This is a genomic window from Cytobacillus sp. IB215665, assembly GCF_033963835.1.
In the GTDB taxonomy this organism is placed as follows: domain Bacteria; phylum Bacillota; class Bacilli; order Bacillales; family SM2101; genus Nanhaiella.
The window spans coordinates 1-22,621 of sequence record NZ_JAXBME010000013.1; the positions used below are offsets into that span (position 1 = coordinate 1).

Genomic DNA, 22,621 nt, shown 5'->3' on the forward strand with positions numbered 1-22,621 from the left:
TTCTAAAGAAAGTGAAAATCGCTCTCTCTTTGACAAGTGAGGATATGATCGAGATATTGGAAGGCGCTGGAGTGATCATAACAAAAGGGGAATTAGGTGCCCTATTACGTAAAGAAGGCCATAAGAATTACAAAGTGTGCGGTGATCGGTACGCGCGGAATTTCTTAAAAGGACTAACCATAAGATACAGGGGATAAGACTTGAACCATCCTTCTTGCTAAGCTTATATTACGAAGGTTAATCAACCAGGATAACCTGTTTCTTTTAAGTATTGCCATTATCTTTCACACTTGAACTTAGCTTACTCCTTTTGCGACATCCAGGACAATGACTGGACCCATACTTTATCACTTCTCCTTTTAAAATATCAATCTGGATGACCTTATAATACGATATGGCGCATTTCTGTATTGAAATGCGTCTTTTCTTTTAGGCTCTAATTAAATTTTTAGTGAATTTCTGTACATAAATTAGGGACTTTAGACTTTATACAAAATCCCCTAATTCCACAATCATATTAGTTTCATACTAGAAGGTTATTTAATTGAATTAGCTATATCAACCAATACTTCAGGAGTCACCTTGTCAGAAACCCTTTTATCTATACTAAGCATATATTGCCAATGATCATTATCAAAAACTATTACATTAAATCCACTTATATTCATATGTGTGGCCTGAATGTCATTTTTTAACTTATAACGATCTAAAACATACTTATCACTTATATGGATTTTATGCTCAATAGGTCGTACACCAATTTTGTAATGATTTTCAGGGGATTTATCACTAACAAATTCCACATCTAATGAGTCGTTTATTTCACCTTCTAAATCATTAAATCTTCCAAAATAGTGTGTGAATTCGATAGGGGGAACTCTAAGTGGCATTTTCAAGTCTTGATTAAAATGCTTTTCAACTTCATTTACAGCTTCTTCAACAGTCGTATATCCTATCTCTAAATATAATTGTTCAAGAGGTTGGGGCTTATCATTTGAATGTGCAAATACGGTACTTACAGTAAATATTTGAAAAAAAGCAAATGATATTAAAATGTGCAAAACTCTATTCATTGAAACCACCCTAAATATTGTTTGAGATATCTTTCCCAATGATTAGCTATATATCCCATTTTATGCGAAGAAATAAGGTTTTTTTCTAAGTTATTCCACAATATGGCGCGTATCTGAAATACTGATGACCGTCACTTATTATTTTTGGGCACTTAATGAGTCGATTAATTCCAGTTTCTCAGAAATGAAAAATTGGAACTTTTTCATATTCTTCATAATCAGGAATCTACTTCTCAGTATACCGTAGCTTAGCTCTCGTTGACCTTATTAACATTGACTTTCGCACAATTTAGTCACGTTATATACGTTAGTCTAACCTTCTATAGAAATTAACCATAAATTAGAGTAAACAAATTATAGAAGGTGAATATTATCAATGAAAGATAAAAATTGTAAATGTAGGGTAGTTCCACCACCACCTCAAGGACCACAGGGACCACCGGGGAAACCTGGACCACAAGGACCAATGGGCTTACCAGGTAACGCGCTAGGGGTCTGCCAAATTCAAGGAGAGGGAACAGAATTTGCATCACCTGGTGGGAGTGTCGTATTTGGTGTACCAGGGCCCTGTATCGATTTATCAACAGCCAATAACAATAATGCAATTCAGCTTTCTGATATTGGCATATATGAGATTTCATTTGAGACAAATTGTAATATGGATATAAATGAAAATCTATCTTTTCAATTTAATTCGGATGTTACAGGATCTATTGGATCAACCATACAACTTAGACCTGCAGCATCTTCATTTGAAACCTTTCCAGTTTCAAAATCTTTTCTATATCAAAGCAGTGCTATGAATGAAGTAATTTCCGTTTCAACACCTACTGCCGATGGTTCTCCTAATTACGGTGACCAACTTTTACATGTAATTAGATACAGTTGACGCACCCGAGGTTGGATTGAAAAGACTGGTGTATCCAGTCTTTTTTGTAAATTAATGAATGTCATATTCAATTCTAGCTTACTTAATAGCCCGTTACAGGAATTTTCATGACTATTAGTTAGTCACAAAATGGTATAGAAGGTAATATGAAATTTTGATTTTGTTACGTAATTTTTGAAATCAAAAAGATTAAGGTAGGAATTATTAAACACAAGTTGAGTTGTGAATTAGATGTTATTCCACAATATGGCGCAAATCTGAAATTCAGGTAAGCGTTTTTTTATTTTAGGACATTGTTTTGAATGATTTAATAATGTTCTATACAAAAAGAGCATTAAGTTCATTTCTTGTAGATGGTATTTTATTGAAGAAAGGAATTGTATTATACATATAGAATAAATTAATAACTACTAATTAGATACACCTATTTTTGCACTATTATTTTTAGAAAAAATATAGAGCTACATCGAAAGGGGATATTGATTTATGGAAGAGTTGCTCAGTAACAAAGCAGTACTCAAATATGAAACACACTCCACTGAATATGGTCATTTAACAATACTGCAAAATCAAAAAGGAGTTGTTCCTACTGACAATATTAATATCGGGAATAATACAATTATTTCATTTGACATATATAAGGATAGTAATACTATTTGTGACAAGGTAATATATGTAATTTTAGATTCAAATGGAACTATATTTGATATTTTAGAAGATAAAGAACAAATCTTAGGTCATCCCCAATTTTTTAAGACAATAGATGATGAACCGTGGGTACTGATAACTACATATCCTAATGAAAAAGAAATACCCTTGCCTTTATTTAATAGGGGTAGAATACAAGTTCCTAAGGGGAAAAGAGAGTTTGTAGGAAAATTCATAGGTAATATAAATAATAAGTCACTTCTTTATTCAAAAGACTGGTTTGATAATAAAAGACCCGACAAACTAAGGACTATTACTTTTAAAGATGGTGTCATTAAATCAGATAAAAATGTAAAGATTCAGCCTCCAATAGGTAACAAGGTATATGTTAATGGAGATAACATTCATTTACTAAAAGATGAAAGGGATCATGTTATTCATAGGATGCTGGATACAAAAGGTGAGGTCTTGCAAGAAAGAAAAATCAGTTGTGAAATTCAAGGAATTACAGAAGTTTGTAACTTAGATTTTAACAATAATAGTCATTTTGTTTTTTATAAACAGAATCAAATGTTTCATTGCACCATTAGTAAAGATGGAGAAGTAGATATAAAGGAACTATTTGCTATAGATTTTGATTTTTATAATTTAGATGTGGAAGATAAAATATCACATAATACATTTTTATTCAGGTTTACATTTGAAGAAGGAAACGGTTGGTTTGTAGTAAGAGGAGATAATCTGATTCAGTGCTTTATTTCAAATGAAAGTAATAGTTATATTGATAGGGTTAGTAATCAACGAATCGATTTACCGTATGAAAACCTTCTTCTTCATGGAATGAACAAAAGTGTAGAGAATGGTTACTGCATTAATTTTTATCGACAAACGGAGTATCCTTTAAAAAGTGATGTTACTGTGATAATTAACATAAAGCTCTAGAGTTCATGGGAATAAAAATTCTGTTTTAAATGGAGGGACTATGGGTAAAAAGCATAGGTTATACTTACCCGATGAGCTTGAAGGTTTTCGAATAGACATTGAAAAAACAGTAAAACCTTATGTTCAAATCAAAGCTGAGAAAGGTGTTACAAAAATTTATCAAAGTAAATTTGGAGGCTATCCATACCTCCCAAAAACAATGGAGTATCCAAAAGGTGCGAATGGTAAGCCAATGAAGTTATTGGCTCAGTTGAACTTTGAAGAAATTCCACAACTAGAGTTGATGCCAGAAAGAGGTATATTGCAGTTCTTTATCTCTGCTGAAGTTGAGGTGATGGGGATAGAATTTGAAGATTTGACGGATCCCAAAAATTTTAGGATTTTGTACCATCAACACACTCTTAATGAGGAGGCATTAATAACGGATTTTTCAATCCTAGAATCTTTGGAAACAGATTTTTTTCCAATTGAAAACGAATTAGCGTTAACGTTTGATATAGATTATGAACCTGTTTCTCTAGTAGATTTCAGGTGTTACGAATTATTAGATGATTCAGTGAATCGATTTCAGCAAATTGATAAGGATAATGACATAGAAATATGGGATGTATATGATAGTTATTATGGTGAAGGGCATAAAATAGGTGGGTACCCCTATTTCACTCAAACTGATCCAAGAGAGCATGAAACACAATTACAAGAACATACCATTTTATTACTACAAATTGATACTGATGATGATGCGGGAATAATGTGGGGAGACAGTGGTGTTGCTAACTTTTTTATAAGAAAGGATAATTTAGAAAGGTTAGATTTCTCAAATGTGCTTTACAACTGGGATTGTCATTAATATGACGGAAACATTGAGCTAGATGGGAAAGATATAACCCTAAATCCCCAAGAGGGAGTTGAAGTTGAGTTTTTAGTGATTTCCCAACCGGAAAGTAAGGGTGATCGGGTTTTGGTGGGATAAATTTATTGAACAATATGGCGTAGGAATGTAGTTAGCACATCCCTACTACCTGAAGAATATTACCTATTAATAATAAATCAATTTAAATGTACTGGTTGATCTCATAATACGATAGGGCACTAATCTAAAAGATCTTTTTTCCCAAGCAACTTCAATAAATTCTTTATTAATAGGATGAGAGACAATTTAATGAGGCATACCCATTTGTTACCTTTACCCCAAACAAACTAAATTTGAATCATGTTAATTTTTTTTCATACAATACAGTGAAGTATAAAGATTGGAAAGGTGGGTTGATATGGGTATGGGATTAGTTTATGTTGCAAATGTAGGTACCAATACAGTTTCTGTGATTGATAGTAAGACACATTCTGTCATTGCTACTGTTCCTGTTGGGAATCAACCGAATGATGTTGCAATTACGGCAGATGGAAAATTAGTTTATGTAGCAAATGAAGGAGTTGGTTTCAATCCCTCAACGGTCTCCGTGATTGATGCAAAGTCACACTTTGTCATTGCTACTGTTTCAATTGGGGTTAATCCGTTTGCACTAGCAATCACGCCAGATGGGAAATGGGTCTATATATCAAATTTGTTACTTTCCGACTCAGTCTCCGTAATCGATAGCAAGACACATTCTGTTATTGCTACTGTAGGCGTTGGGACTAATCCAGAAGCTCTGGCAATCACGCCAGATGGAAAATTAGTTTATGTAGCAAATAGAGGTGACTTTCCTGGTACAGTCTCCGTAATCGACACAAAGACGCATTCTGTCATAGCTACTGTTCCTGTTGGGAATCAACCGAATGCTGTTGTAATCACGCCAGATGGAAAATTAGTTTATATAATAAATTCATTTGGTAGCGATACAGTCTCTGTGATTGATACCAAAACGCATTCTGTCATAGCTACTGTATCTCTTGATAGTCCTGTTGCCCTTGCAATCACGTCAGATGGAAAATTGGTTTATGTAGTAGAAAATAACTCTACAGTCTCCGTGATCGATACCAAGGCAAATTCTGTCATAGCTACTGTTCCTGTTGGGGATCAACCAAGTGCTGTTGCAATCACACCTGACGGGCAATTGGTTTATGTTGCAAACAGCGGTGACTCTCCTGGTACAGTCTCCGTGATCGATACAAGAACGCATTCTACCATAGCTACTGTCACCGTTGGGCTTGGTCCAATTGCTCTAGCAATCACATCAGATGGGCAATTAGTTTATGTTGCAAATAGTGTTTTTGCTGGAAATAATACAGTCTCTGTGATCGATACCAAAAAACAGTCTGTTATAGCTACTTTACCTGTTGATAGGCCTGTTGCACTAGCAATCACGCCCAATTGAAAATGAATATGGATCATGGAAGTAACTCACTGTGTTCAATTTGAATAAAGGCACCTTGTGTAAAAGTAGTAAATAATCCAAAGCAAAAAATAATTGACTTTGCTCTGAATTTTTGCAAGTGCTCTATTATAATTGAAAATAATGTAACAGTCCGAATGTTACTGCTGAATAAAAAGATTTGTAAACAAGATACTTCTCAACAATATGGAGCATATCTGAAATTTAGATATGTGTGAAACATGATGAAGAATGAACTAGGTGGAACAAGAAAAAGGAAAAGAGATCTTGGAGGGAAATGTATTTAAATATACTTGTCCATGCAGCGCTTATAAAAACTTAAATGAAGAACTCCCTAGAATATATAAGAGTGACAAATATGTTGTAATGTATTTATACCATTAAGGGGAGGAATTATGTTATGCATACGATAGAAGAACATTTAGTACTGTCGTCCAGTAGTGGGTTCTCTAAAAATTTAAGTGTCGATACGGAAGAATACTATAGAAAATTACTTAACGAATATAGAGAGAGTTTTAGTATACTTGATTATTTTTTAAATTCCTCGACTGCAAGAATTATGGAATCGAGTTTATTTGAAGCAAACATCTCTATATTCGATAATAAATGTGTGCGTATTTTACCTAATGCAAAATTAGTAAAGCATGAAAAAATTTCAACTAGAGCTGATGAATTACTTTCTTTTTTAAAAAGTGTTGATTTAAGTGATAAGCATATAGGTCATATTTTGGCTGACTTAAAGTTTGATTTTGGTTATTTTATTGATAAAGGAACTGATGTAGCGAGTGTTCTTGTAACTGAAAAGCTTATAAGAATTAAATACAAGGATGTTACAAAGTATGATATGACAAAAATAAACCCTGGCATTAAAAAGTTGTTGGAGAATACTTCATTTAATTTTGGTGGACATCATGCTATTGAGTTACTAAGTAGTATGGGTTGTTTTGAGTTAGAACAATTTGATTTAGGAGATAATCTTTCTGAGATAAGACTTTCGGTCTTGAATAATACAATAAATTTAGAACATGCCATACTTTATGTACCTTTACATTCTTTACGTTATTTAAGAGATCCAATTGAATTAAACAGAATTCTAAAATTACTTAGCCAAAATTCCCCTATGGATTACACGGGTTTTGAGAGTTTATCTGACCATGATCAATTAGTTACAGCTATTTCAGCTTACATTTTAGAGACAATAACAAACATACAATCACATAACTACAAAGACTATGATTATATAAATGTATTATGGTTTGAAAATTTTTCATCACCTTTCCTTGTTCCAGATGGTTATACTGAAGGTCTTGATATTTAAATTATAACAGCCAGCACATAAATTAATTTATACATTAAAATAGTTAATATTGTATGGTTGCTTGGGTGCTTAAACTTTAGCAATTTTCTTATGCTTTTATACAATATGGCGCATATCTGAAAAGTAGATATGTGTCATTATCCATTTTAGGTCCATATTTTGGAATAGTGGTGTTGTGAAGATTTAGAAATTAATGGATAATAGACTTTTAAGAAAGGATTTTTTTATGAAATAAAAAAGTAATTGGGTATAAGTTAAAAAGAGCAAATCTGATATATCTGTTATTGGGGTGTAAATCATATGGTGTTATCTACAAGGAAAATAAAAAATCTATTAACATTATCCCCTGTCACCTTGTTGTTATTAATCTCTTACACTGTTGTAATGATCCTTACCATCGTTAACGGGGGCTATAAAAGCGACGTGTTAATTAAACTAGGTGCCTATGAAAAGCAGCTAGTTACTGAAGGACAAATATGGAGATTAATAACATATTCTATTGGACATATGAGCTTAATACATTTTTTCTTAAATTTTCTTTTTATACTTTATTTTTCTAAGCCACTAGAAAAAATATATGGGAGTGTAAAATTTCTATTCATTTGTATAATATTAAGTGTTTTCTCAGGAATAGTTATCCATTTCTTTTCGAATAGAACTACACCGTTGGCAGGGTCTTCAGGTTTAGGGTATGGATTACTAGGAATTTATTTTGTTTTAATTATTAAAAAGACAAAATATTTTACAACGCTCAATAATAGCATGATAATGTTATTCATTTTTCTTAGTTTTATTATGACTTTTCAAATCGAAGAAATTAGCAAGGCTGGTCATGTTGGCGGCTTTATAGGTGGCATCGTAATGGCTTTTATACTTAGCTTACATAACCTCCATATACGCCCAAGTAATACCATTTGATATGAATAGGTTTACTACAAAAATAGCAAATCAATTCATTTACCTACCTATCTTTATATTTGTCTAACTGAAATCTGTATGGGGAAAAAATTATGCTTATTGATTTATTTTAAATCGAACATAAGTTTAAAAGTAATGTTTTATTTGAAAGGAGCGAGTTAATGGTTTTTTTTTAGCAAATTATTTGGAAAAGGTAGCCCTAACCAACGAGAAACAGAACGTAACAGCTAAGATGAAATTCTTGAATTCATTATTATCTATAAAGGGAATACAGATAGAGGAAAAGAATTTAAAAATCAGTTAATTGATAATGCTTTCTCTATTAAACGCTCCTAAAGCATGAAGGGCTGCCCTATGATAATGCAGTTGCAGAAGCTACATTTAAGATTATTAAGACAGAATTTGTTAAAGAGAGGAAATATGAAAGTTTAGAAGAATTAACACGAGAACTCCATGACTACGTGCATTGGTTTAATCATATTCGTATTCATAGCACACTAGGGTATGAAAGTCCTGTTGAGTACAAAACTAGACACCTTAAGAAAGTTGTCTAGTTAGGTGTTGACAGTCCAAAAAGTGGTGTACAATTCATGGGTTGATCTTATACAATATGGCGCGATGACCTAAAATCATCGTTCTGAAGTTATACTGAATGCATCTAGAATAACTTTAGAAAAATCAGATTAGTTTGTTGAAAGCAAAGAGTAGACATTCGTATCATATGGAATGTTATTTTGATACATATAGTTTCTAAGAATCCCTTCTTTTTCAAATCCTAACTTAGCTAATAATTTATTAGATGGTTTGTTATCTATAAAAACAACTGCTCCAATTCGAGTTAGCTCAAGTTCATTAAATCCATATGATAAAACATTAGTAATTGCTTCAGTTGCATACCCATTTCCCCATCGTTCTGGAAAAAGTGCGTAAGCAATGTCAGCTCTCTTATGTTCGGAAGACCAATCATGAAAACCAATGGTTCCAATAATTCTTTCTGTTCCTTTAATTTCAATGCCCCATTTAATCCCTCGTTTTTCCTTGTAGTTAATGGAAAAATTTTTAATTATATTTTTCACCTGTCCTATACTTGTTAATGGTTGTTGACCGTAGTGACGTAAAACATCTTCATTTGAAAAACAATTCAAAATATCTTGTGCATCATTTTCTATTAGTTCTCTCAGCATTAGCCTTTCTGTTTCTAATTTAGGAAACATATTCTCACTCCTTGTATAACAATTTTATACAGTACTCAATCTAAATATTTGTGATTAATAACAAATATTTCTAATTAAATAAATTCTCACAAGAAGATAATTAGCAATTTGATCTGTTATGAAGTATAGCGTCACTAGATAAGGTTTAATTAGGAATTAAAAGGGAGAAAAGGAAAAGTAGGTATTGATATGCTGGGTAACTTACATTAATTTTTTACTTTATTGTTGTTGACTTATGTTGATACTTATAGAAAAAATTACTTCCATTTTGAGGAGATTCTGTTTAGGGTTATTTTCCTGTCCACCTATCGATTCCCGATAATATTATTAACTCTCTAATTGGATAAGCAACACCTTGATGTACGTGAAAGTTCTCTGTTTCAATAACCAAACCACCATCTGGCTCTATTAATCCACTTGTTATTGCACAGCTAAGACACTCAGCTTCTACTGTTTTTCCATTTGATAAGGTTATTTTCCCAAGCTTTTTCTCCCCATAACAAAAATTTATAAAGTTTCTTTATTCCAGACAACAACCTCATTAGGTTAAAAGAATATGTTTTACCCCTTGAACTTAGATAAGGTTAGTGTATCATAGGTTTCGACACTTGGAATTAAACTTCCTTTTAGTAGACTTCGTTTTTCTGATGAGGTTATCCAGAAATTATGATGAAACCTAAACCAATAAACCAATAAACCAATAAACTAATCAACAAAGGGAACGAGGTAGGGGTGCAAAGCAAATTAAACTCATAATGAATTAATAACTTAGTATATTTTTCAGTAGTTGCTGTTGATTTTATATCATCAAAAATCCAACAACTCCTTTTTTCCGCCAAATATGATAACTCATTATAGTTTGTTTAAAGTACCATTTGGAAAGAGAACTCCTAAATTTCCTTTGTAAGATGAGATAGAGGTGACAACATGGGAATAGAATATAGTGTATATATATTAAAAGAATATGCAAAAAATAATTTTTATCCTACTAAGGCGTATATAAGAAACTTTATAAAAAAAAATTCTATATCTGGTATGATTGAACAAAGTGAGCATGATCGAGTAATATTTTCATTTTTTACTACAAGTGAAATATACAATGAACTAGCAACTGTCATAAAAATGGAATTTGGGTATAATATAGTTGAGTTTTCAACAATAGCTTATAGACATTATCATTTACACCGATATGATGATTACAATCAGATGATACACTCAGCTACAGCTTACAATGTGGATGAAAACATCTGGGAGTTATATTATGATGACGGAATAATTGCACATAAAATCCCTAATATGATAGTAGGCAGCTTAGATGATGGTGGTCTGTATTTATTTAAGGTAGAAATGAATGAAGATGGAAATGAAACAGAAACTTTAGAAAAAGCATTTAGTAAATGGCTTATAGAGTTTTACAAAGTAAAATAGTTAATTATAGATAGCTAAGGTATGAAAAAGTAGTTTCTTTTATATAAAGAGTTAAAAATAGCAACAGGGTATATTATTATTTATAAAACAATAAGTGCTCTTGTCTTATTATGAAACATTTGGCTTAAAGTATGATTAAGGAAAGCTAATAAATACAATCCAACTTCAACAATTTTTTATAGCATATGGGTCTTTCTCAAATATATGAAACAGAAGTTAAAAGAGGCTGGGACATAAGTGGAAAACTAACTGGTTTTTATACATTAAGCAAAAATAAAACCGCACGAAATCAAGGTTTATAAATTTGATTTCGTGCGGTTTCTTCATTTTAATTAGGTTTTGTCCCAGCCTCTTTTTTATACTTTAATATTTCATAAGGCAACTAAAAAACTTCTTCATGTCACAACTGAGTTGTAATATCATTGACAACTTAATCGTGAAAAGATAATCTTTCACGAAAATGCCAGTGGTTTTCTTCCTCAGTCGGGCCATATTGTGGAATAACAAGTATTTTTATTTAATCATTTTTTTAGTAATAAATTGTAGGGAAATCGGTAACTGCCGCTGTGAGTATTGAAGAAGCCCCGTTCATATTTAAAAGGGATTAATTACTAGTGCATCGAGGTGTAAATTCTTCGTTTCATATTATTTATGTTCGAAGACTTAGTGTTGTTTTTATTAGTAAAAGAGAACCGAAAATAAGTAAGGGAAGAGCCTCAGCTAAAAATGAGGTCACTTTAAATATTCAGTGACTTGATTTCATGTGACTCGTGTAATATAATTTAAATCGTAATCATTACGATTTAAGAGAAAGGAGACATATTAGTGTATGAATTGGCCATAATTGGTGGCGGGGTTCATGGCTGTACGATAGCGAACTACTTAATAAAAAGTGGTAAAACGACGATTGATGAACTGTTAATTATCGATCCTCATAAAGAACCGATGAGGAAATGGAAAAAATTAACTAACAGGATTGGTATGGAATATTTACGTTCACCTTCTGTTCATCATATTGATGTTAATGCATTTAGTCTTCAAAACTTTAGTAAATCATTCAAACATACAGATTTTTACGGTCATTATAAGAGACCTTCTCTTACTTTGTTTAATGAGCATTGTGATTCTATTATTAAAGATATTCGGCTTAAAGATTACTGGGAACAAGGAAGAGTCATACATGTTAATAAAGAAACTGGAAAATGGAAGATTGAAACGGATAAAGGCAAGTCAGTCTTATCAAATAATCTTGTCATTTCCATTAGTGTTAATGAGCAATTACATATTCCTGAATGGGCAAAAGAATTAGACATAGGAATAGCTGGCCATGTTTCACATATTTTCAGTGAAGAGCTTACAAGCCTTAAGAACTTACAACCACCTGTTGTGGTTGTGGGTGGAGGAATAACAGCAGCACATACTGTAATCAAGCTTTGTAATTTGTTTCCAAGAAAAGTTACATTACTATCAAGACACAGGCTTCGTGTACATGAATTAGATAGTGATCCGGGATGGCTCGGCCCGAAATACATGAAGTTTTTTTCTGAAATAACAGATTATAAAATACGGAGAGAACAAATAACTCATGCAAGTCACAAGGGATCAATACCAAAGGAAATCTATCAGAAATTAATAAGACTAGAAAAACAAGAAACATTACGAATCGTTTATGATGAGGTTGAATTAGCTAGTCAACATAATAGTGAAATTTTATTAAATCATAAAAGTGGTACTCGCGACCTTGTTAAGACTATAATCTTAGCTACTGGATTTGAGTCAAAACTTCCGGAAAAAAGTTGGTTAAAACAATTGATTCAGAACGAAAATTTGATGTGTGCAAATTGTGGATATCCAATTGTAAGTCAAAGGTTAGAGTGGTGTCCCCATTTATATGTTTCAGGACCATTAGCTGAGCTTGAGATTGGACCTGTAGCAAGGAATATTTCTGGGGCAAGGAAGGCTGCAGAAAGAATCGTAACTAATTAAAGGAGAGGTTGTTTTGAAAAAGAAAATACCAGTTACAGTTTTAAGTGGTTACCTTGGTTCGGGTAAAACAACATTGTTAAATCATATCTTAGCGAACAAAGAAAATAAGAAAATTGCGGTTATTGTTAATGATATGAGTGAAGTGAATATTGATGCTTCAATGATAAAGCAAAAAAGTTTTTCAAGAACGGAAGAGAAAATGGTTGAGCTACAAAATGGTTGTATTTGCTGTACATTACGTGAGGATTTAATGATTGAAGTGGAAAGGCTTGTGAAATCAGGGGATATTGATTATATCGTGATTGAATCGACTGGGATATCAGAGCCGATTCCTGTAGCCCAAACATTTACGTACATGGATGAGGAATTGAATATCAACTTATCCGAATTTTGTAGGTTGGATACGATGGTGACGGTGGTGGATGGCAATCGCTTCTGGCATGACTTTGCTTCAGGAGAGACGCTGTTAGATCGTAAACAAGCCAATAATGACAACGATCAACGAGAAGTAGTTGAACTGTTAATAGATCAAATTGAATTTGCAGATGTCATCCTACTAAACAAAACAGATTTAATTGAAGAGATTGATGTTAAAGAATTACACTCTGTTCTTAGAAAGTTAAATCCAGAAGCAAAAATTTATAAAACAGTAAATGCACAAGTACCTTTAGATACTGTTCTTAACACACAACTGTTTGATTTTGATCGAGCAAGTCAAGGTGCAGGTTGGATTAAAGAGTTAAACGAAGAACACATTCCTGAAACGGATGAGTATGGTATCTCATCCTTTGTCCATCGAAGTAGAAGACCGTTCCATCCTGAAAGATGGAAGCAATGGCTTGAAAATTGGCCGGTAGATGTTGTTCGAGCAAAAGGATTTTTCTGGCTTGCAACACGAAACAATATGTCTGGTTTAATTTCTCAAGCAGGACCATCAATTATGCTTCAAGGAGCCGGCGAATGGGTGGCAGCTTATCCGGAAAATGAAAGAAATCAACTTTTGAAAGAAGAACCAGAACTTGTAGCCAAATGGGATCCAATCTATGGAGATCGAATGAATGAAATTGTATTTATTGGGCTCGAAATGAATCAAAAGGAGATTGCAGCTTCAATAGAGGAATGCCTGTTGACCGATATAGAGATGAATAGCGATTGGTCACTATTTAAAGACGAATTACCCACATTTATTGAAGATTAAATTCTAGGAGGAAACAAATCATGAGAGTAAAAATTACACTAGCCTGTACAGAAACTGGAGACCGTAACTACATTACTACAAAAAATAAGAGAAACAACCCAGACCGAATTGAATTAATAAAATATTCACCAAGACTAAAAAGACGTACATTGCATAGAGAAACGAAATAATGCTGTTTTTAAACTTGAATGTGACTCATTGTTAGGAAAAAGAAATTATAAAAGTTTTTTGGCGTAGATATTGAAACAGGTAGATCTAAGTAGAAATAACCTAATACAAATCTTAAATCCAAGTCTTCAGCAAAATGGCTCAAGAATGTTGTAAAGGCTATCCGTAACCTAAAGAATGAATCTACCTTTTATAATAGGGCAATCTGAAATGGACTGTCATGGACGAAGAAATATTAAATATTACTGAATTGGGAGTTTTATATAAAATTTTTTTAATAGCGTTTATACATTTTTCTGTACCACTCAAAAATAGATTAACCAAATAACAATTGGTCGACCTCATAATACGATTTGGCGCGCTTTTCAGTAACAAACAGAAAAGCGCCCTTTTTATTGATCGGACTTTTTATTTAGTTTTATCTTTAATGTTGTTTTTAACATAATAATCCAAACTGTACAGCTTTCTTTCCAAATGGTACTTTTTGTTGGCTTTCAAGAAGTAAATCTAAATTGCCCTGAATGATGCACTTCTGTTTTCTGATGAAATGTTCCTCATTTATTTAGAAATAAATTGAAACCTTTAGGATAATAATCCGTATTAAATTCATTACGTCTCTGAAAGAAGCTTAGTTATTCATGTATCATCAAAAAAGTATAAGGGGTGATTCGTATGAAAAAAAGCTTATTTTTTATGTTCATTAGTTTTTCGCTTGTTCTAAGCGCGTCTTCTACAGAGAACTCTACAAAAGAAGGGAATGAATTATCAGAAAGATCAGACTTTGTTGAAGAATCAACAATAGAAAATACTACATCAGATCAAGTACGAGGTGAGAGTCAAAATTCAAACAACTTGGATTTATATAGCAAAATTGATAAAGCTGTAACTCGCTACGAAGAATACTATGATTTTTCAGGAGCTGTATACGTCGGTATGAAAGGTGAGGAAATATTCTCTAAAACGTTTGGTAAGGCCAACTATGATAAAGATACCCCAAATACCTTAGATACTAAATTCATGATGGCATCAGTGACTAAACAATTTACAGCTGCAGCGATATTACTACTAGAAGAAGGAGGATTGCTAGAGCTTGATCATCAAGTTACAGATTACATTCCTGAAATTACTCATTGGGAAGGGATTACGATTCATCATCTATTATCAATGTCGTCTGGAATTGTAAATTCAGATCATAGAAAATTACTTGAGAACATTAATAAATTTCTTGAAAATTCAGATGTTACCCCATTGCTAGCCCCAGAAGAATCCATTGGTATATATAAAGACATTCCCCTTAACTTTAAACCTGGTGAAAGATATGAATATAGTAATTCAAATTATTTAATATTAGGGTTGATCATAGAACGAATATCGGGTATTCCATACGAATTATTTTTAGAAGAGAATATTTTTGAACCTCTAGGGATGTCGAATTCGGGCTATAGTATTGACTGGGATATTCAAGATAACAAAGCCATTGGATGGTATAAAAAAAGTCATTTTGAAAATGAGGTATATCCTATCCATTTTGACTATTTCTTGTATCATTCTTCTGGGGGTTTGTATACAACTATAAATGATTTAGTGACATGGGATAGAGCCTTATATTCTGAAAAATTATTAAAAAAAGAGACAATAGCTAAGATGTATGCTCCTTATACTAAGATTTCATCCAACGATGAATATGGGTATGGGTGGTTTACAAATGGAGATACTGTTGAACATTCAGGATCTGTACCAGGATTTATATCCCATATTTACCGTGAGCTTGATACAGAACTTGTCATTATTATTTTAAGCAATAATGAATCCTTAGTTGGGGGAGTGTTGGATATCTTAACAAATGACCTAAAAGAATTGTTACAGGTGAAAAGTGATGATTAAAAATAAAAAGAGATCCCAATTTTTTACTAAACACAATGACAAGTGAGTCGAATAGACTAAGATAAGCTTATCTTACTACTGGATTTCATGAAAATATTATTCAACAATATGGCGCTGTTCTGTAATATGACAGTCCGTTTTTTATAATTTTACAATTACATTAATACGCAATTACCAAAAAATAGAACTTGCGGACGATACCTTTCTTCTAAACCAATATTAGTCAATTCTTTTTTTCATTCAGCGAGATTATCTATAAAGTAGTGTATTAGAAAATAAGGAAAAATACTCATCTATTACAAACCTCAATTAAGTAATTCTCTTAATTCGATTATGATAATGACTATGCCTTCATAATCATCGTTATTAAGTTCATCTATTTTGTGTAAGGTTGTATAGTATGCAAATGCAGAATCTAATACTGCTTGAAATAGTAGATTTCTTGGTGCGCATCCGTGATATTCATACTTTTCTTCATTACCTTCTTTAAAAATGATAAATTCTACATCCTCACCTTTATTGTTAATACGGATACGACTGTAGTATACACCCAGTGTTTGTGTTAATGATTTAAAACCATTTTTATAAAATTCAGCTAGTGCATACATTACGTCTTGAATAAGTTCAAGCTCACGCACACCTGGCCCTATTAAAATCTGATCTTTATAAGTGATCAACATAGCATTTTCTATCCATTCTCCTAGTTCTTCATCTATACAAAGTTCTCCTTTTTTAACCTTGCTAACATCATAATAAAAAAAATCAGGATAATTATGGTGGTTTTTGGGGGTGTTACTTAAATCAATATCTTTGATTGGTTTAGTGTGACCTTTGGATATGTATGTTTTAACTTCAATCAATTCTTGTCCTCCTGAAAAAAAGTATAAATCTTATAATAACGTACTTTCATCATATGTAACAGTTAATCAATGATAAATATTAATTAAGTAGACTTCCATCTTATATAGGTAAAAATAAACCAGAAATACAATCAAAAAAAGATCAAGTAATCTTCTACAAATGGGTGCTTTGATTATGTAAGAAAATACCGAGAAATTGATTCAATTATTAATAAGAAACACATAAATTCTATAGGGGAAGAAGCCATTTTTATCAATCTTGTTTCAAAATGGCTACTAACCTGTATATTCACCAGTTGAGCATAGAAAGAAAAGAGATTACCAGAATATCGTATTTTTATGAGCATGAACATCAAATACCAATAGGTGAAAAGCAGCTTGAATATTATACAACCTTTTACACAACAGAGCTAACAGAAGACTTGGTACCATTGACTATAGAATTTATAACAGATGGTTCCAAACAATAGCATAGAGTGATAGTCTGTGACAGAAATTAAATTACAAATAATATAATAATTACTACAGAAAGAATAGCTCTTATTGTATGATGAAATAAATTAAGCTTATGGTGCATGTATAGTCCATTATATATTGCTAATAAATGTAGCGTTATCAAACAGGTGGCTAAAACATAAAACAACACCGAGTTCGTTACAACTAAAATAGCCGTACCAATTAATACTAAACCAGAGATTACCATACTCAGAGCTGCCCAGGTTGGAATTAATTTTTTCGGAAATTGTAAAAGTCCACTTAAGATACACGTTCCACCATAAAAACTTGCTAAACAAATTGCCAAAACTAAAGATATCATATGTCAGTCACCTCCATTTCCTAGTATTCATAGTGATTTAACCATGTGTGGTTAACCACACGTCAATACAAATATAAGGAGGGAGTAAAATGAAGATAGGGGAATTTATATCATCTGTAAATACAACTAAGGAAACAGTCCGTCATTACGAAGATATGAATCTCTTACAACCATCATGGGATCAAAATCGCAAAGTATACACAAAAAAAGAAATAGATGATTTTCAAATGATTATGGATTTAAAGTCAATGGGATTTAGTCTTAAAGATATTCAATTAATGTTTAATTTGAAAAAGGCTTATGGATGTGGAAATGAAAAATTGATTAATGATGTGATGAAGCAACTTAATAATCATATTGATGTGCTTAAGAAAGAAGAAGAAGAAATTTTACAGAGGAGAATAAAACTCGAAAAAGAAATTAATTTGATAGATTCTTATATGAGTAATAAATAATTAACATCACTTTCTCGTTATACGATAGCGAGAATATGCTCCGATAATCTTTTGTTTATTTGTCCATGATGTTCCAGGTCGTCTTTTTCTGAATCTATTTCAAAGTTAAATACTAATGGGAGTTCTGTTTAGGACGATTCACTGTAATAAGGATTGCCTGAAAGATAAACATTTGAAATAATTGGTATTAAGTTATAGGGTAGTGGTTATTGAATAACTGAAATTATCTTTACTCAAAGTGGAGGACCTTATAGAAACAAACATGCAGGGATAAATCATGATTTAAAGCTAAATAAAGAAGGGAACATAACTGTAAAACAAATCTCTGAAATTACTAATGTTTCTAGGTCAGCATGATATAGAAGGTTAAAAAAAATGAATTAAGCAGTTATTGAAAATGTACTAAAATATCAAGCCATTAGTACAAGCATATCTTCTCTTGTTTCATAGTCTACTATGAGACTGTTAGAGAGGAGGTTATTCAATGGAGAATCTGCAAGTAATATGTGTAAGATCATCATTGTGTGATGATGTTATCACTTACTTTGCTAGAGTACAGCAAGGTGCTAGCGTATTAGATATTGTAATAGGTGAAGATACGTTTAATATTTTGAAAGACATCTTCCAGGTACCACTTTGTCCTCCTGAACAAGGAGACCCTGACCCAGTATAAATAAGTATAATACCTCTATTTTCCGAAATGGAGAATCAGAGGTATTTTCGTATGTTTATGTTTAGCGTATTCAACTATAGGAACCCGCATACTATAGAGAACGTTGATATAACAGTGTTTTTTAGAATTGGAATTTTAATGAATATACATGATTTTATACATTGTTAAATTATAAAGGTTTTGAAGAGGGGGAATTTAATTATATCCCGAATTTCTTGCATAAAAAGTTTTTGCAACATGAGGTGTTAGTATACATAAGTTGAGTTCTGTTTACTATATTAAATGTTATTCAGCACTATGGCGCGATGATATAATATCATTGCGTTTTGTTTGATTAAATTAGGATGTAATAGTTAAAAGGTATTTAACATTGAGGGAAATATGAGAAATAGAGGCTCAGTGGTTTTTATCGATAAATAAAAAGTATGTCTTATTAAGAGAGTTGTTGGAGATTCAGTTTATTATGTTTTCCCTGGTGGAGGAATAGAAAGTGGAGAGACACATGAAGATGGTGCAAAAAGAGAAGCCCTAGAATAGTGGAAGTACGGTTAATATAAGTGAATGCTTTGCAAAAGTTCAGTATAATGGTACACAATATTTTTTCCTTGCCTGAGATAACAGAAGGAAAACTTGGTACAGTGAAAGGAATAGAATATACAGATAAGAATAGAAATCGGCGAACTTATCTTCCTATGTGGTTTGAAATAAATCAGTTATTATCAGTTGATGTAAACCCAAAAGAAGTTGCTACTAAAATTCAATCGGTATTCAACTAAGTGGCGCAAGAATGTAGTTAAGGGTATCCAGACTACATTCATGGAGAACTATATTTTTTAGAAAATTGTGTTATAAAAATGTTATATTGAGGTGGAATAATGAATAGAGAAAAAGAAAAATTGCAAGCAATTATTGATGTGCTACCTAAAAAAGCAGTTACTGAATTGTTATATCATGCTGAATTTACTAAAGGAAGATACGATTTTATTAAGGGTTTTACGGATAAAGGAGTAATTGCTACAGATTATGATGGCGCATATTTACGAAAACTGTGGGAAGAAGCATTTGCGAACACCATTAGTAAATCGAGGAAATATGATGAAATTTATTTTGATCAATTTTTATGGCATGTTTTTAGTTATAATGATTTGTCTTGTAAAAAAGGAGAAGAAGCAAACGCAGCGTTTACTGAGGTTAAGAAAGAAAAATGTTTCGTATTTTACCAAAATCATAATTATGGGTGGCTGTTAGAAAGTGCAGAAAAAATAAAAGTAGGGTATTTTAAAAATGAACAAGATGTTTATGTAGTTGATTCAGATTTCACATGGACTTATATAAACACACATGAATCGGATTTAGGTCCATACTTTTATAAAAAACCCGTTCGATTGGAAAATATTATCTCAAATTAAGTAATGTAATTCATTAAATAGAGTATTATTATATCTTCAACAATGGCGTCTTTCTTGAAAAAAGAGAGACTATCTTCTAGGTATTATTAGTTTTTTCTTATGTTAAATAAAGATGTTATCTTTCAATAATTTGGAAGTAATTGAAAAAGAATATAGATGATATACTTTTCTAAAATAAGTTATTTTTAGGGAAGTGTTTAAGTGGAGCAGAGGCCAGCTGATTTTGTATTTAGATTTTTTGCATATTTTATAGATAGCGTCTTAATATTCCTGTTTATTTCACTACCAATTTACTTGATAACTAAATCAGAAGAGGGTTTACTTCTAATGCAGATTATATCAAGTTTATATGTGATTGTTTTACCTGTAATTTGGAAGGGTTATCTACTAGGAAAACGTTTAATGGGTATCAGAGTAGTAAAAACTAATGGTCAGAAGGTTACAATTGGAACAATGGTTATTAGATATATAGGTGGAAGTTTTCTCTATTTAATTTCATTTGGAATACTTCTAATCATAAGCATTTTTATGGTAATTTTGCGACAAGATAATCGTGCTTTTCATGATTTATTAGCTGGAACAATTGTTATAAATAGAACTTAGTATTTGTTGTAGAATGAAGTTTTATAATCTGTTGATTTTCCACAATATGGCGCATTTGTAGAAGAAGTTAGACAATAGAATGATAAACTTTTTTATATAATTAAATAGTCGAGCTCAAATTTAGAATCCATTTTGATCAATCTTTTTTTCAAAATGGATTCTTTTTGTTAGCCATAGAATGTGAGTTTGGGAGAGGCTTTTGATAAAACTTCCTTCAAAAATAACATTCTATAGAAAAATTATATTCCTATAAAATCATTCTAGAATTAATAAACGAATACCCAAATGATAGGGATGCAAAAAATATGTTTCTTTCCACATTTCTGACAACAATTCCATAAGTGTACTTAATGTATATTATATAACTAAATGTCTTTAATGTACCAAATTAGTGGTTCATAGATTTCACTTCCACTGTATATTTCTTGGTTGTAAGTGAAAAATCTATTTACCTATTGTTAAATCATCGAGAAAATTACCCTCCAACTTCAAAAGCTAGAACAGTTTTTAGTTTATCACTGCTTACTCTTCTGAAATCACTTAAATAAATTTCTTCGTGATCTCTTGATTTACGTCGATACCCATTTTCCTTAACATATGTTTCCATTATATTAAATGTTTTGATTTCCGTGTCAAACGATCCAATGTGCATCATTACACAATGCTTTTTTGATTCTCTGGTGATTAAAGCTACTTCATCAAATTTAGGATTATTCTTTTTAGCTGATACAATACTTCTTGCTTTTTCAAAATACTTTTGAGAAACGAATTCTGGCATCATTATTCTAAGTTCCCATTCAAAAATACTTTGGTCCACTCCATCGTATTCTGCTCCATTTATTGTACTCCAATGACCTTCTAGTGGCGGACAAACAAATCGGTTAAAATTTGGTATTTGTAAGTCATCATTTGCGTGACTCATTGAAATAGTATATGCAATACCATATAAAGCTTGAATAGATTGTTTAAACAAGTCGCTTCCTGGTGCGCCTTCCCCCCTAATTGCTATAAATTGTAAAGTGGGTATATCTACAACTGCTGCTTTTTTAGATGACGGTTTGTATATGGTACTATATACTTTTTTATAATCTATTTTATCCATTTTATGCTCCTTTTGAATCATAATTTGTTAGTTAATTGATATAAGTCTGTTAATGCTATAGTTTCATCCTTGCATATTGACTTTATTAACTCAGACATATGGGGGAACTATTTTCAATCAATTGTTTCAGATAATTTCCATAATAAATTTGCTAATGTATCCGTTATCTGAATTTGCAAGATACTCAATACCTAAAGTTTCATTTCTTTGCTGTTAACAATTTCACTTGCATGAACTAAAAAATTGCCATACATCTTTCTAAAAATACCTCCACCAGTACCACCAGCCTTATTGATCATAAAATAAATTGACATTCCTAATATTTTCAACTTTTCGTCATCAAATATGTCCCACTTCATTATCACTTTGCTAAATTTATTTATACCTTTCCTCTAATACTATCATTGCACTGAATTACGACAGGGTACGTCGTAAATAAAAAAGTTTTTGGTAATATGTACACACGGACGTATGTAATATCGTTAGAATAATGAACCAGGTCTTAAGTATTGCTTTAATGTTTAATGATCTCTGTACTTATTTAACAAAATGGCGCGAATATGAATAAACATAGGTGGAAATGATAAATCTTTTTTTCAAAATGTCTCCTGTAATTAGTGGTAGATTCAGTTTATTGTAATATTTTTAATTAATCTTAAAGAAAATTTTGTAAAAATATTTAGATATAAAAGTAAACATT

At 31.7% G+C, this 22,621-nt stretch carries 24 protein-coding genes and 2 pseudogenes; 20 read left to right on the forward strand and 6 right to left on the reverse strand.

The annotated features are described in order from the left end of the window. A partial coding sequence (locus tag SLH52_RS15290; protein WP_320210147.1) for a DUF1456 family protein occupies positions 1–197 on the forward strand: 197 nt, incomplete at its 5' end. Positions 198–536: 339 nt separating this feature from the next. Here SLH52_RS15290 and SLH52_RS15295 read toward each other — a convergent pair. Then, positions 537–1,073 (reverse strand): hypothetical protein, encoded by a 537-nt coding sequence (locus tag SLH52_RS15295; RefSeq protein ID WP_320210148.1) that lies wholly within the window; start codon positions 1,071–1,073, stop codon positions 537–539. Between the two features lie 376 nt (positions 1,074–1,449). Between SLH52_RS15295 and SLH52_RS15300 the strand changes: the two genes are divergently transcribed. The 8 genes and pseudogenes from SLH52_RS15300 to SLH52_RS15330 all read left to right on the forward strand — a co-directional run. Continuing rightward, positions 1,450–1,962: a hypothetical protein gene (locus SLH52_RS15300; RefSeq protein ID WP_320210149.1), complete on the forward strand. Its 513-nt coding sequence runs from the start codon at positions 1,450–1,452 to the stop codon at positions 1,960–1,962. A gap of 486 nt (positions 1,963–2,448) precedes the next feature. Then, on the forward strand, positions 2,449–3,552 hold the full coding sequence (locus tag SLH52_RS15305) for a hypothetical protein (protein WP_320210150.1): 1,104 nt from the start codon (positions 2,449–2,451) through the stop codon (positions 3,550–3,552). 40 nt (positions 3,553–3,592) lie between these two features. Beyond that, positions 3,593–4,402, forward strand: coding sequence for a YwqG family protein (locus SLH52_RS15310; protein ID WP_320210151.1), 810 nt, complete (start codon positions 3,593–3,595; stop codon positions 4,400–4,402). 12 nt (positions 4,403–4,414) lie between these two features. Further along, a pseudogene (locus SLH52_RS23425) lies at positions 4,415–4,525 on the forward strand (cupin domain-containing protein); the annotation flags it as partial. A gap of 298 nt (positions 4,526–4,823) precedes the next feature. Next, positions 4,824–5,870, forward strand: coding sequence for a beta-propeller fold lactonase family protein (locus SLH52_RS15315; RefSeq protein WP_320210152.1), 1,047 nt, complete (start codon positions 4,824–4,826; stop codon positions 5,868–5,870). Between the two features lie 418 nt (positions 5,871–6,288). Continuing rightward, the gene (locus SLH52_RS15320) at positions 6,289–7,206 is read left to right on the forward strand and encodes a hypothetical protein (protein ID WP_320210153.1); all 918 of its coding nucleotides are present in this window, start codon (positions 6,289–6,291) and stop codon (positions 7,204–7,206) included. A gap of 300 nt (positions 7,207–7,506) precedes the next feature. Next, positions 7,507–8,124 (forward strand): rhomboid family intramembrane serine protease, encoded by a 618-nt coding sequence (locus SLH52_RS15325; protein ID WP_320210154.1) that lies wholly within the window; start codon positions 7,507–7,509, stop codon positions 8,122–8,124. A gap of 267 nt (positions 8,125–8,391) precedes the next feature. Beyond that, positions 8,392–8,678, forward strand: a pseudogene (locus SLH52_RS15330) (IS3 family transposase); the annotation flags it as partial. 129 nt (positions 8,679–8,807) lie between these two features. On the opposite strand, the gene SLH52_RS15335 reads toward SLH52_RS15330, so the two are convergent. Beyond that, positions 8,808–9,338, reverse strand: coding sequence for a GNAT family protein (locus tag SLH52_RS15335; RefSeq protein WP_320210155.1), 531 nt, complete (start codon positions 9,336–9,338; stop codon positions 8,808–8,810). Between the two features lie 927 nt (positions 9,339–10,265). Between SLH52_RS15335 and SLH52_RS15340 the strand changes: the two genes are divergently transcribed. The 5 genes from SLH52_RS15340 (at position 10,266) to SLH52_RS15360 (ending at position 16,002) form a co-directional block, all read left to right on the forward strand. Beyond that, positions 10,266–10,766, forward strand: a complete 501-nt coding sequence (locus tag SLH52_RS15340) for a DUF3986 family protein (RefSeq protein ID WP_320210156.1) — start codon at positions 10,266–10,268, stop codon at positions 10,764–10,766. A gap of 825 nt (positions 10,767–11,591) precedes the next feature. After that, positions 11,592–12,752 carry a SidA/IucD/PvdA family monooxygenase gene (locus SLH52_RS15345; RefSeq protein WP_320210157.1) on the forward strand — a complete coding sequence of 387 codons (1,161 nt, stop codon included), beginning with the start codon at positions 11,592–11,594 and terminating at the stop codon, positions 12,750–12,752. A gap of 13 nt (positions 12,753–12,765) precedes the next feature. Then, complete coding sequence (locus SLH52_RS15350) at positions 12,766–13,950, forward strand: GTP-binding protein (RefSeq protein ID WP_320210158.1); 1,185 nt, start codon at positions 12,766–12,768, stop codon at positions 13,948–13,950. Positions 13,951–13,970: 20 nt separating this feature from the next. Beyond that, positions 13,971–14,120: a 50S ribosomal protein L33 gene (gene rpmG / locus SLH52_RS15355; RefSeq protein WP_320210159.1), complete on the forward strand. Its 150-nt coding sequence runs from the start codon at positions 13,971–13,973 to the stop codon at positions 14,118–14,120. 670 nt (positions 14,121–14,790) lie between these two features. Beyond that, positions 14,791–16,002, forward strand: coding sequence for a serine hydrolase domain-containing protein (locus tag SLH52_RS15360; protein WP_320210160.1), 1,212 nt, complete (start codon positions 14,791–14,793; stop codon positions 16,000–16,002). A gap of 305 nt (positions 16,003–16,307) precedes the next feature. On the opposite strand, the gene SLH52_RS15365 is transcribed toward SLH52_RS15360, so the two are convergent. Continuing rightward, positions 16,308–16,862, reverse strand: coding sequence for a hypothetical protein (locus tag SLH52_RS15365; protein WP_320210161.1), 555 nt, complete (start codon positions 16,860–16,862; stop codon positions 16,308–16,310). A gap of 496 nt (positions 16,863–17,358) precedes the next feature. Then, positions 17,359–17,679: a hypothetical protein gene (locus tag SLH52_RS15370; RefSeq protein ID WP_320210162.1), complete on the reverse strand. Its 321-nt coding sequence runs from the start codon at positions 17,677–17,679 to the stop codon at positions 17,359–17,361. Between the two features lie 89 nt (positions 17,680–17,768). Here SLH52_RS15370 and SLH52_RS15375 point away from each other — a divergent pair, with 89 nt between their 5' ends. The 6 genes from SLH52_RS15375 to SLH52_RS15405 all read left to right on the forward strand — a co-directional run bounded on the left by SLH52_RS15375 (position 17,769) and on the right by SLH52_RS15405 (position 20,819). Beyond that, positions 17,769–18,134, forward strand: coding sequence for a MerR family transcriptional regulator (locus SLH52_RS15375; RefSeq protein ID WP_320210163.1), 366 nt, complete (start codon positions 17,769–17,771; stop codon positions 18,132–18,134). A gap of 484 nt (positions 18,135–18,618) precedes the next feature. After that, positions 18,619–18,807, forward strand: a complete 189-nt coding sequence (locus SLH52_RS15385; protein WP_320210164.1) for a hypothetical protein — start codon at positions 18,619–18,621, stop codon at positions 18,805–18,807. 432 nt (positions 18,808–19,239) lie between these two features. Next, positions 19,240–19,344 carry an NUDIX domain-containing protein gene (locus tag SLH52_RS15390; protein ID WP_320210257.1) on the forward strand — a complete coding sequence of 35 codons (105 nt, stop codon included), beginning with the start codon at positions 19,240–19,242 and terminating at the stop codon, positions 19,342–19,344. Positions 19,345–19,391: 47 nt separating this feature from the next. Continuing rightward, complete coding sequence (locus SLH52_RS15395; RefSeq protein WP_320210165.1) at positions 19,392–19,583, forward strand: hypothetical protein; 192 nt, start codon at positions 19,392–19,394, stop codon at positions 19,581–19,583. A 99-nt stretch (positions 19,584–19,682) separates the two neighbouring features. Beyond that, positions 19,683–20,216 carry a DUF4275 family protein gene (locus SLH52_RS15400; protein WP_320210166.1) on the forward strand — a complete coding sequence of 178 codons (534 nt, stop codon included), beginning with the start codon at positions 19,683–19,685 and terminating at the stop codon, positions 20,214–20,216. 201 nt (positions 20,217–20,417) lie between these two features. Further along, positions 20,418–20,819, forward strand: a complete 402-nt coding sequence (locus SLH52_RS15405; protein WP_320210167.1) for an RDD family protein — start codon at positions 20,418–20,420, stop codon at positions 20,817–20,819. Between the two features lie 475 nt (positions 20,820–21,294). Here SLH52_RS15405 and SLH52_RS15410 read toward each other — a convergent pair whose 3' ends face one another. Further along, positions 21,295–21,921: a GyrI-like domain-containing protein gene (locus tag SLH52_RS15410; protein WP_320210168.1), complete on the reverse strand. Its 627-nt coding sequence runs from the start codon at positions 21,919–21,921 to the stop codon at positions 21,295–21,297. A 191-nt stretch (positions 21,922–22,112) separates the two neighbouring features. Further along, entirely contained in the window at positions 22,113–22,304 is a 192-nt protein-coding gene (locus tag SLH52_RS15415; protein ID WP_320210258.1) for a DUF4872 domain-containing protein, read from the reverse strand. Positions 22,305–22,621 lie beyond the last annotated feature (317 nt).

Bases quoted from the DNA above. Each gene is read 5' to 3' on its own strand.
- SLH52_RS15320 (WP_320210153.1), top strand. From the start codon at position 6,289: ATGCATACGATAGAAGAACATTTAGTACTGTCGTCCAGTAGTGGGTTC.
- SLH52_RS15295 (WP_320210148.1), bottom strand. From the start codon at position 1,073: ATGAATAGAGTTTTGCACATTTTAATATCATTTGCTTTTTTTCAAATA.
- SLH52_RS15400 (WP_320210166.1), top strand. From the start codon at position 19,683: ATGAATAGAGAAAAAGAAAAATTGCAAGCAATTATTGATGTGCTACCT.
- SLH52_RS15360 (WP_320210160.1), top strand. From the start codon at position 14,791: ATGAAAAAAAGCTTATTTTTTATGTTCATTAGTTTTTCGCTTGTTCTA.
- SLH52_RS15305 (WP_320210150.1), top strand. From the start codon at position 2,449: ATGGAAGAGTTGCTCAGTAACAAAGCAGTACTCAAATATGAAACACAC.
- rpmG (WP_320210159.1), top strand. From the start codon at position 13,971: ATGAGAGTAAAAATTACACTAGCCTGTACAGAAACTGGAGACCGTAAC.
- SLH52_RS15325 (WP_320210154.1), top strand. From the start codon at position 7,507: ATGGTGTTATCTACAAGGAAAATAAAAAATCTATTAACATTATCCCCT.
- SLH52_RS15395 (WP_320210165.1), top strand. From the start codon at position 19,392: ATGGTACACAATATTTTTTCCTTGCCTGAGATAACAGAAGGAAAACTT.
- SLH52_RS15335 (WP_320210155.1), bottom strand. From the start codon at position 9,338: ATGTTTCCTAAATTAGAAACAGAAAGGCTAATGCTGAGAGAACTAATA.
- SLH52_RS15375 (WP_320210163.1), top strand. From the start codon at position 17,769: ATGAAGATAGGGGAATTTATATCATCTGTAAATACAACTAAGGAAACA.
- SLH52_RS15310 (WP_320210151.1), top strand. From the start codon at position 3,593: ATGGGTAAAAAGCATAGGTTATACTTACCCGATGAGCTTGAAGGTTTT.
- SLH52_RS15370 (WP_320210162.1), bottom strand. From the start codon at position 17,679: ATGATATCTTTAGTTTTGGCAATTTGTTTAGCAAGTTTTTATGGTGGA.
- SLH52_RS15385 (WP_320210164.1), top strand. From the start codon at position 18,619: ATGGAGAATCTGCAAGTAATATGTGTAAGATCATCATTGTGTGATGAT.
- SLH52_RS15315 (WP_320210152.1), top strand. From the start codon at position 4,824: ATGGGTATGGGATTAGTTTATGTTGCAAATGTAGGTACCAATACAGTT.
- SLH52_RS15410 (WP_320210168.1), bottom strand. From the start codon at position 21,921: ATGGATAAAATAGATTATAAAAAAGTATATAGTACCATATACAAACCG.
- SLH52_RS15300 (WP_320210149.1), top strand. From the start codon at position 1,450: ATGAAAGATAAAAATTGTAAATGTAGGGTAGTTCCACCACCACCTCAA.
- SLH52_RS15340 (WP_320210156.1), top strand. From the start codon at position 10,266: ATGGGAATAGAATATAGTGTATATATATTAAAAGAATATGCAAAAAAT.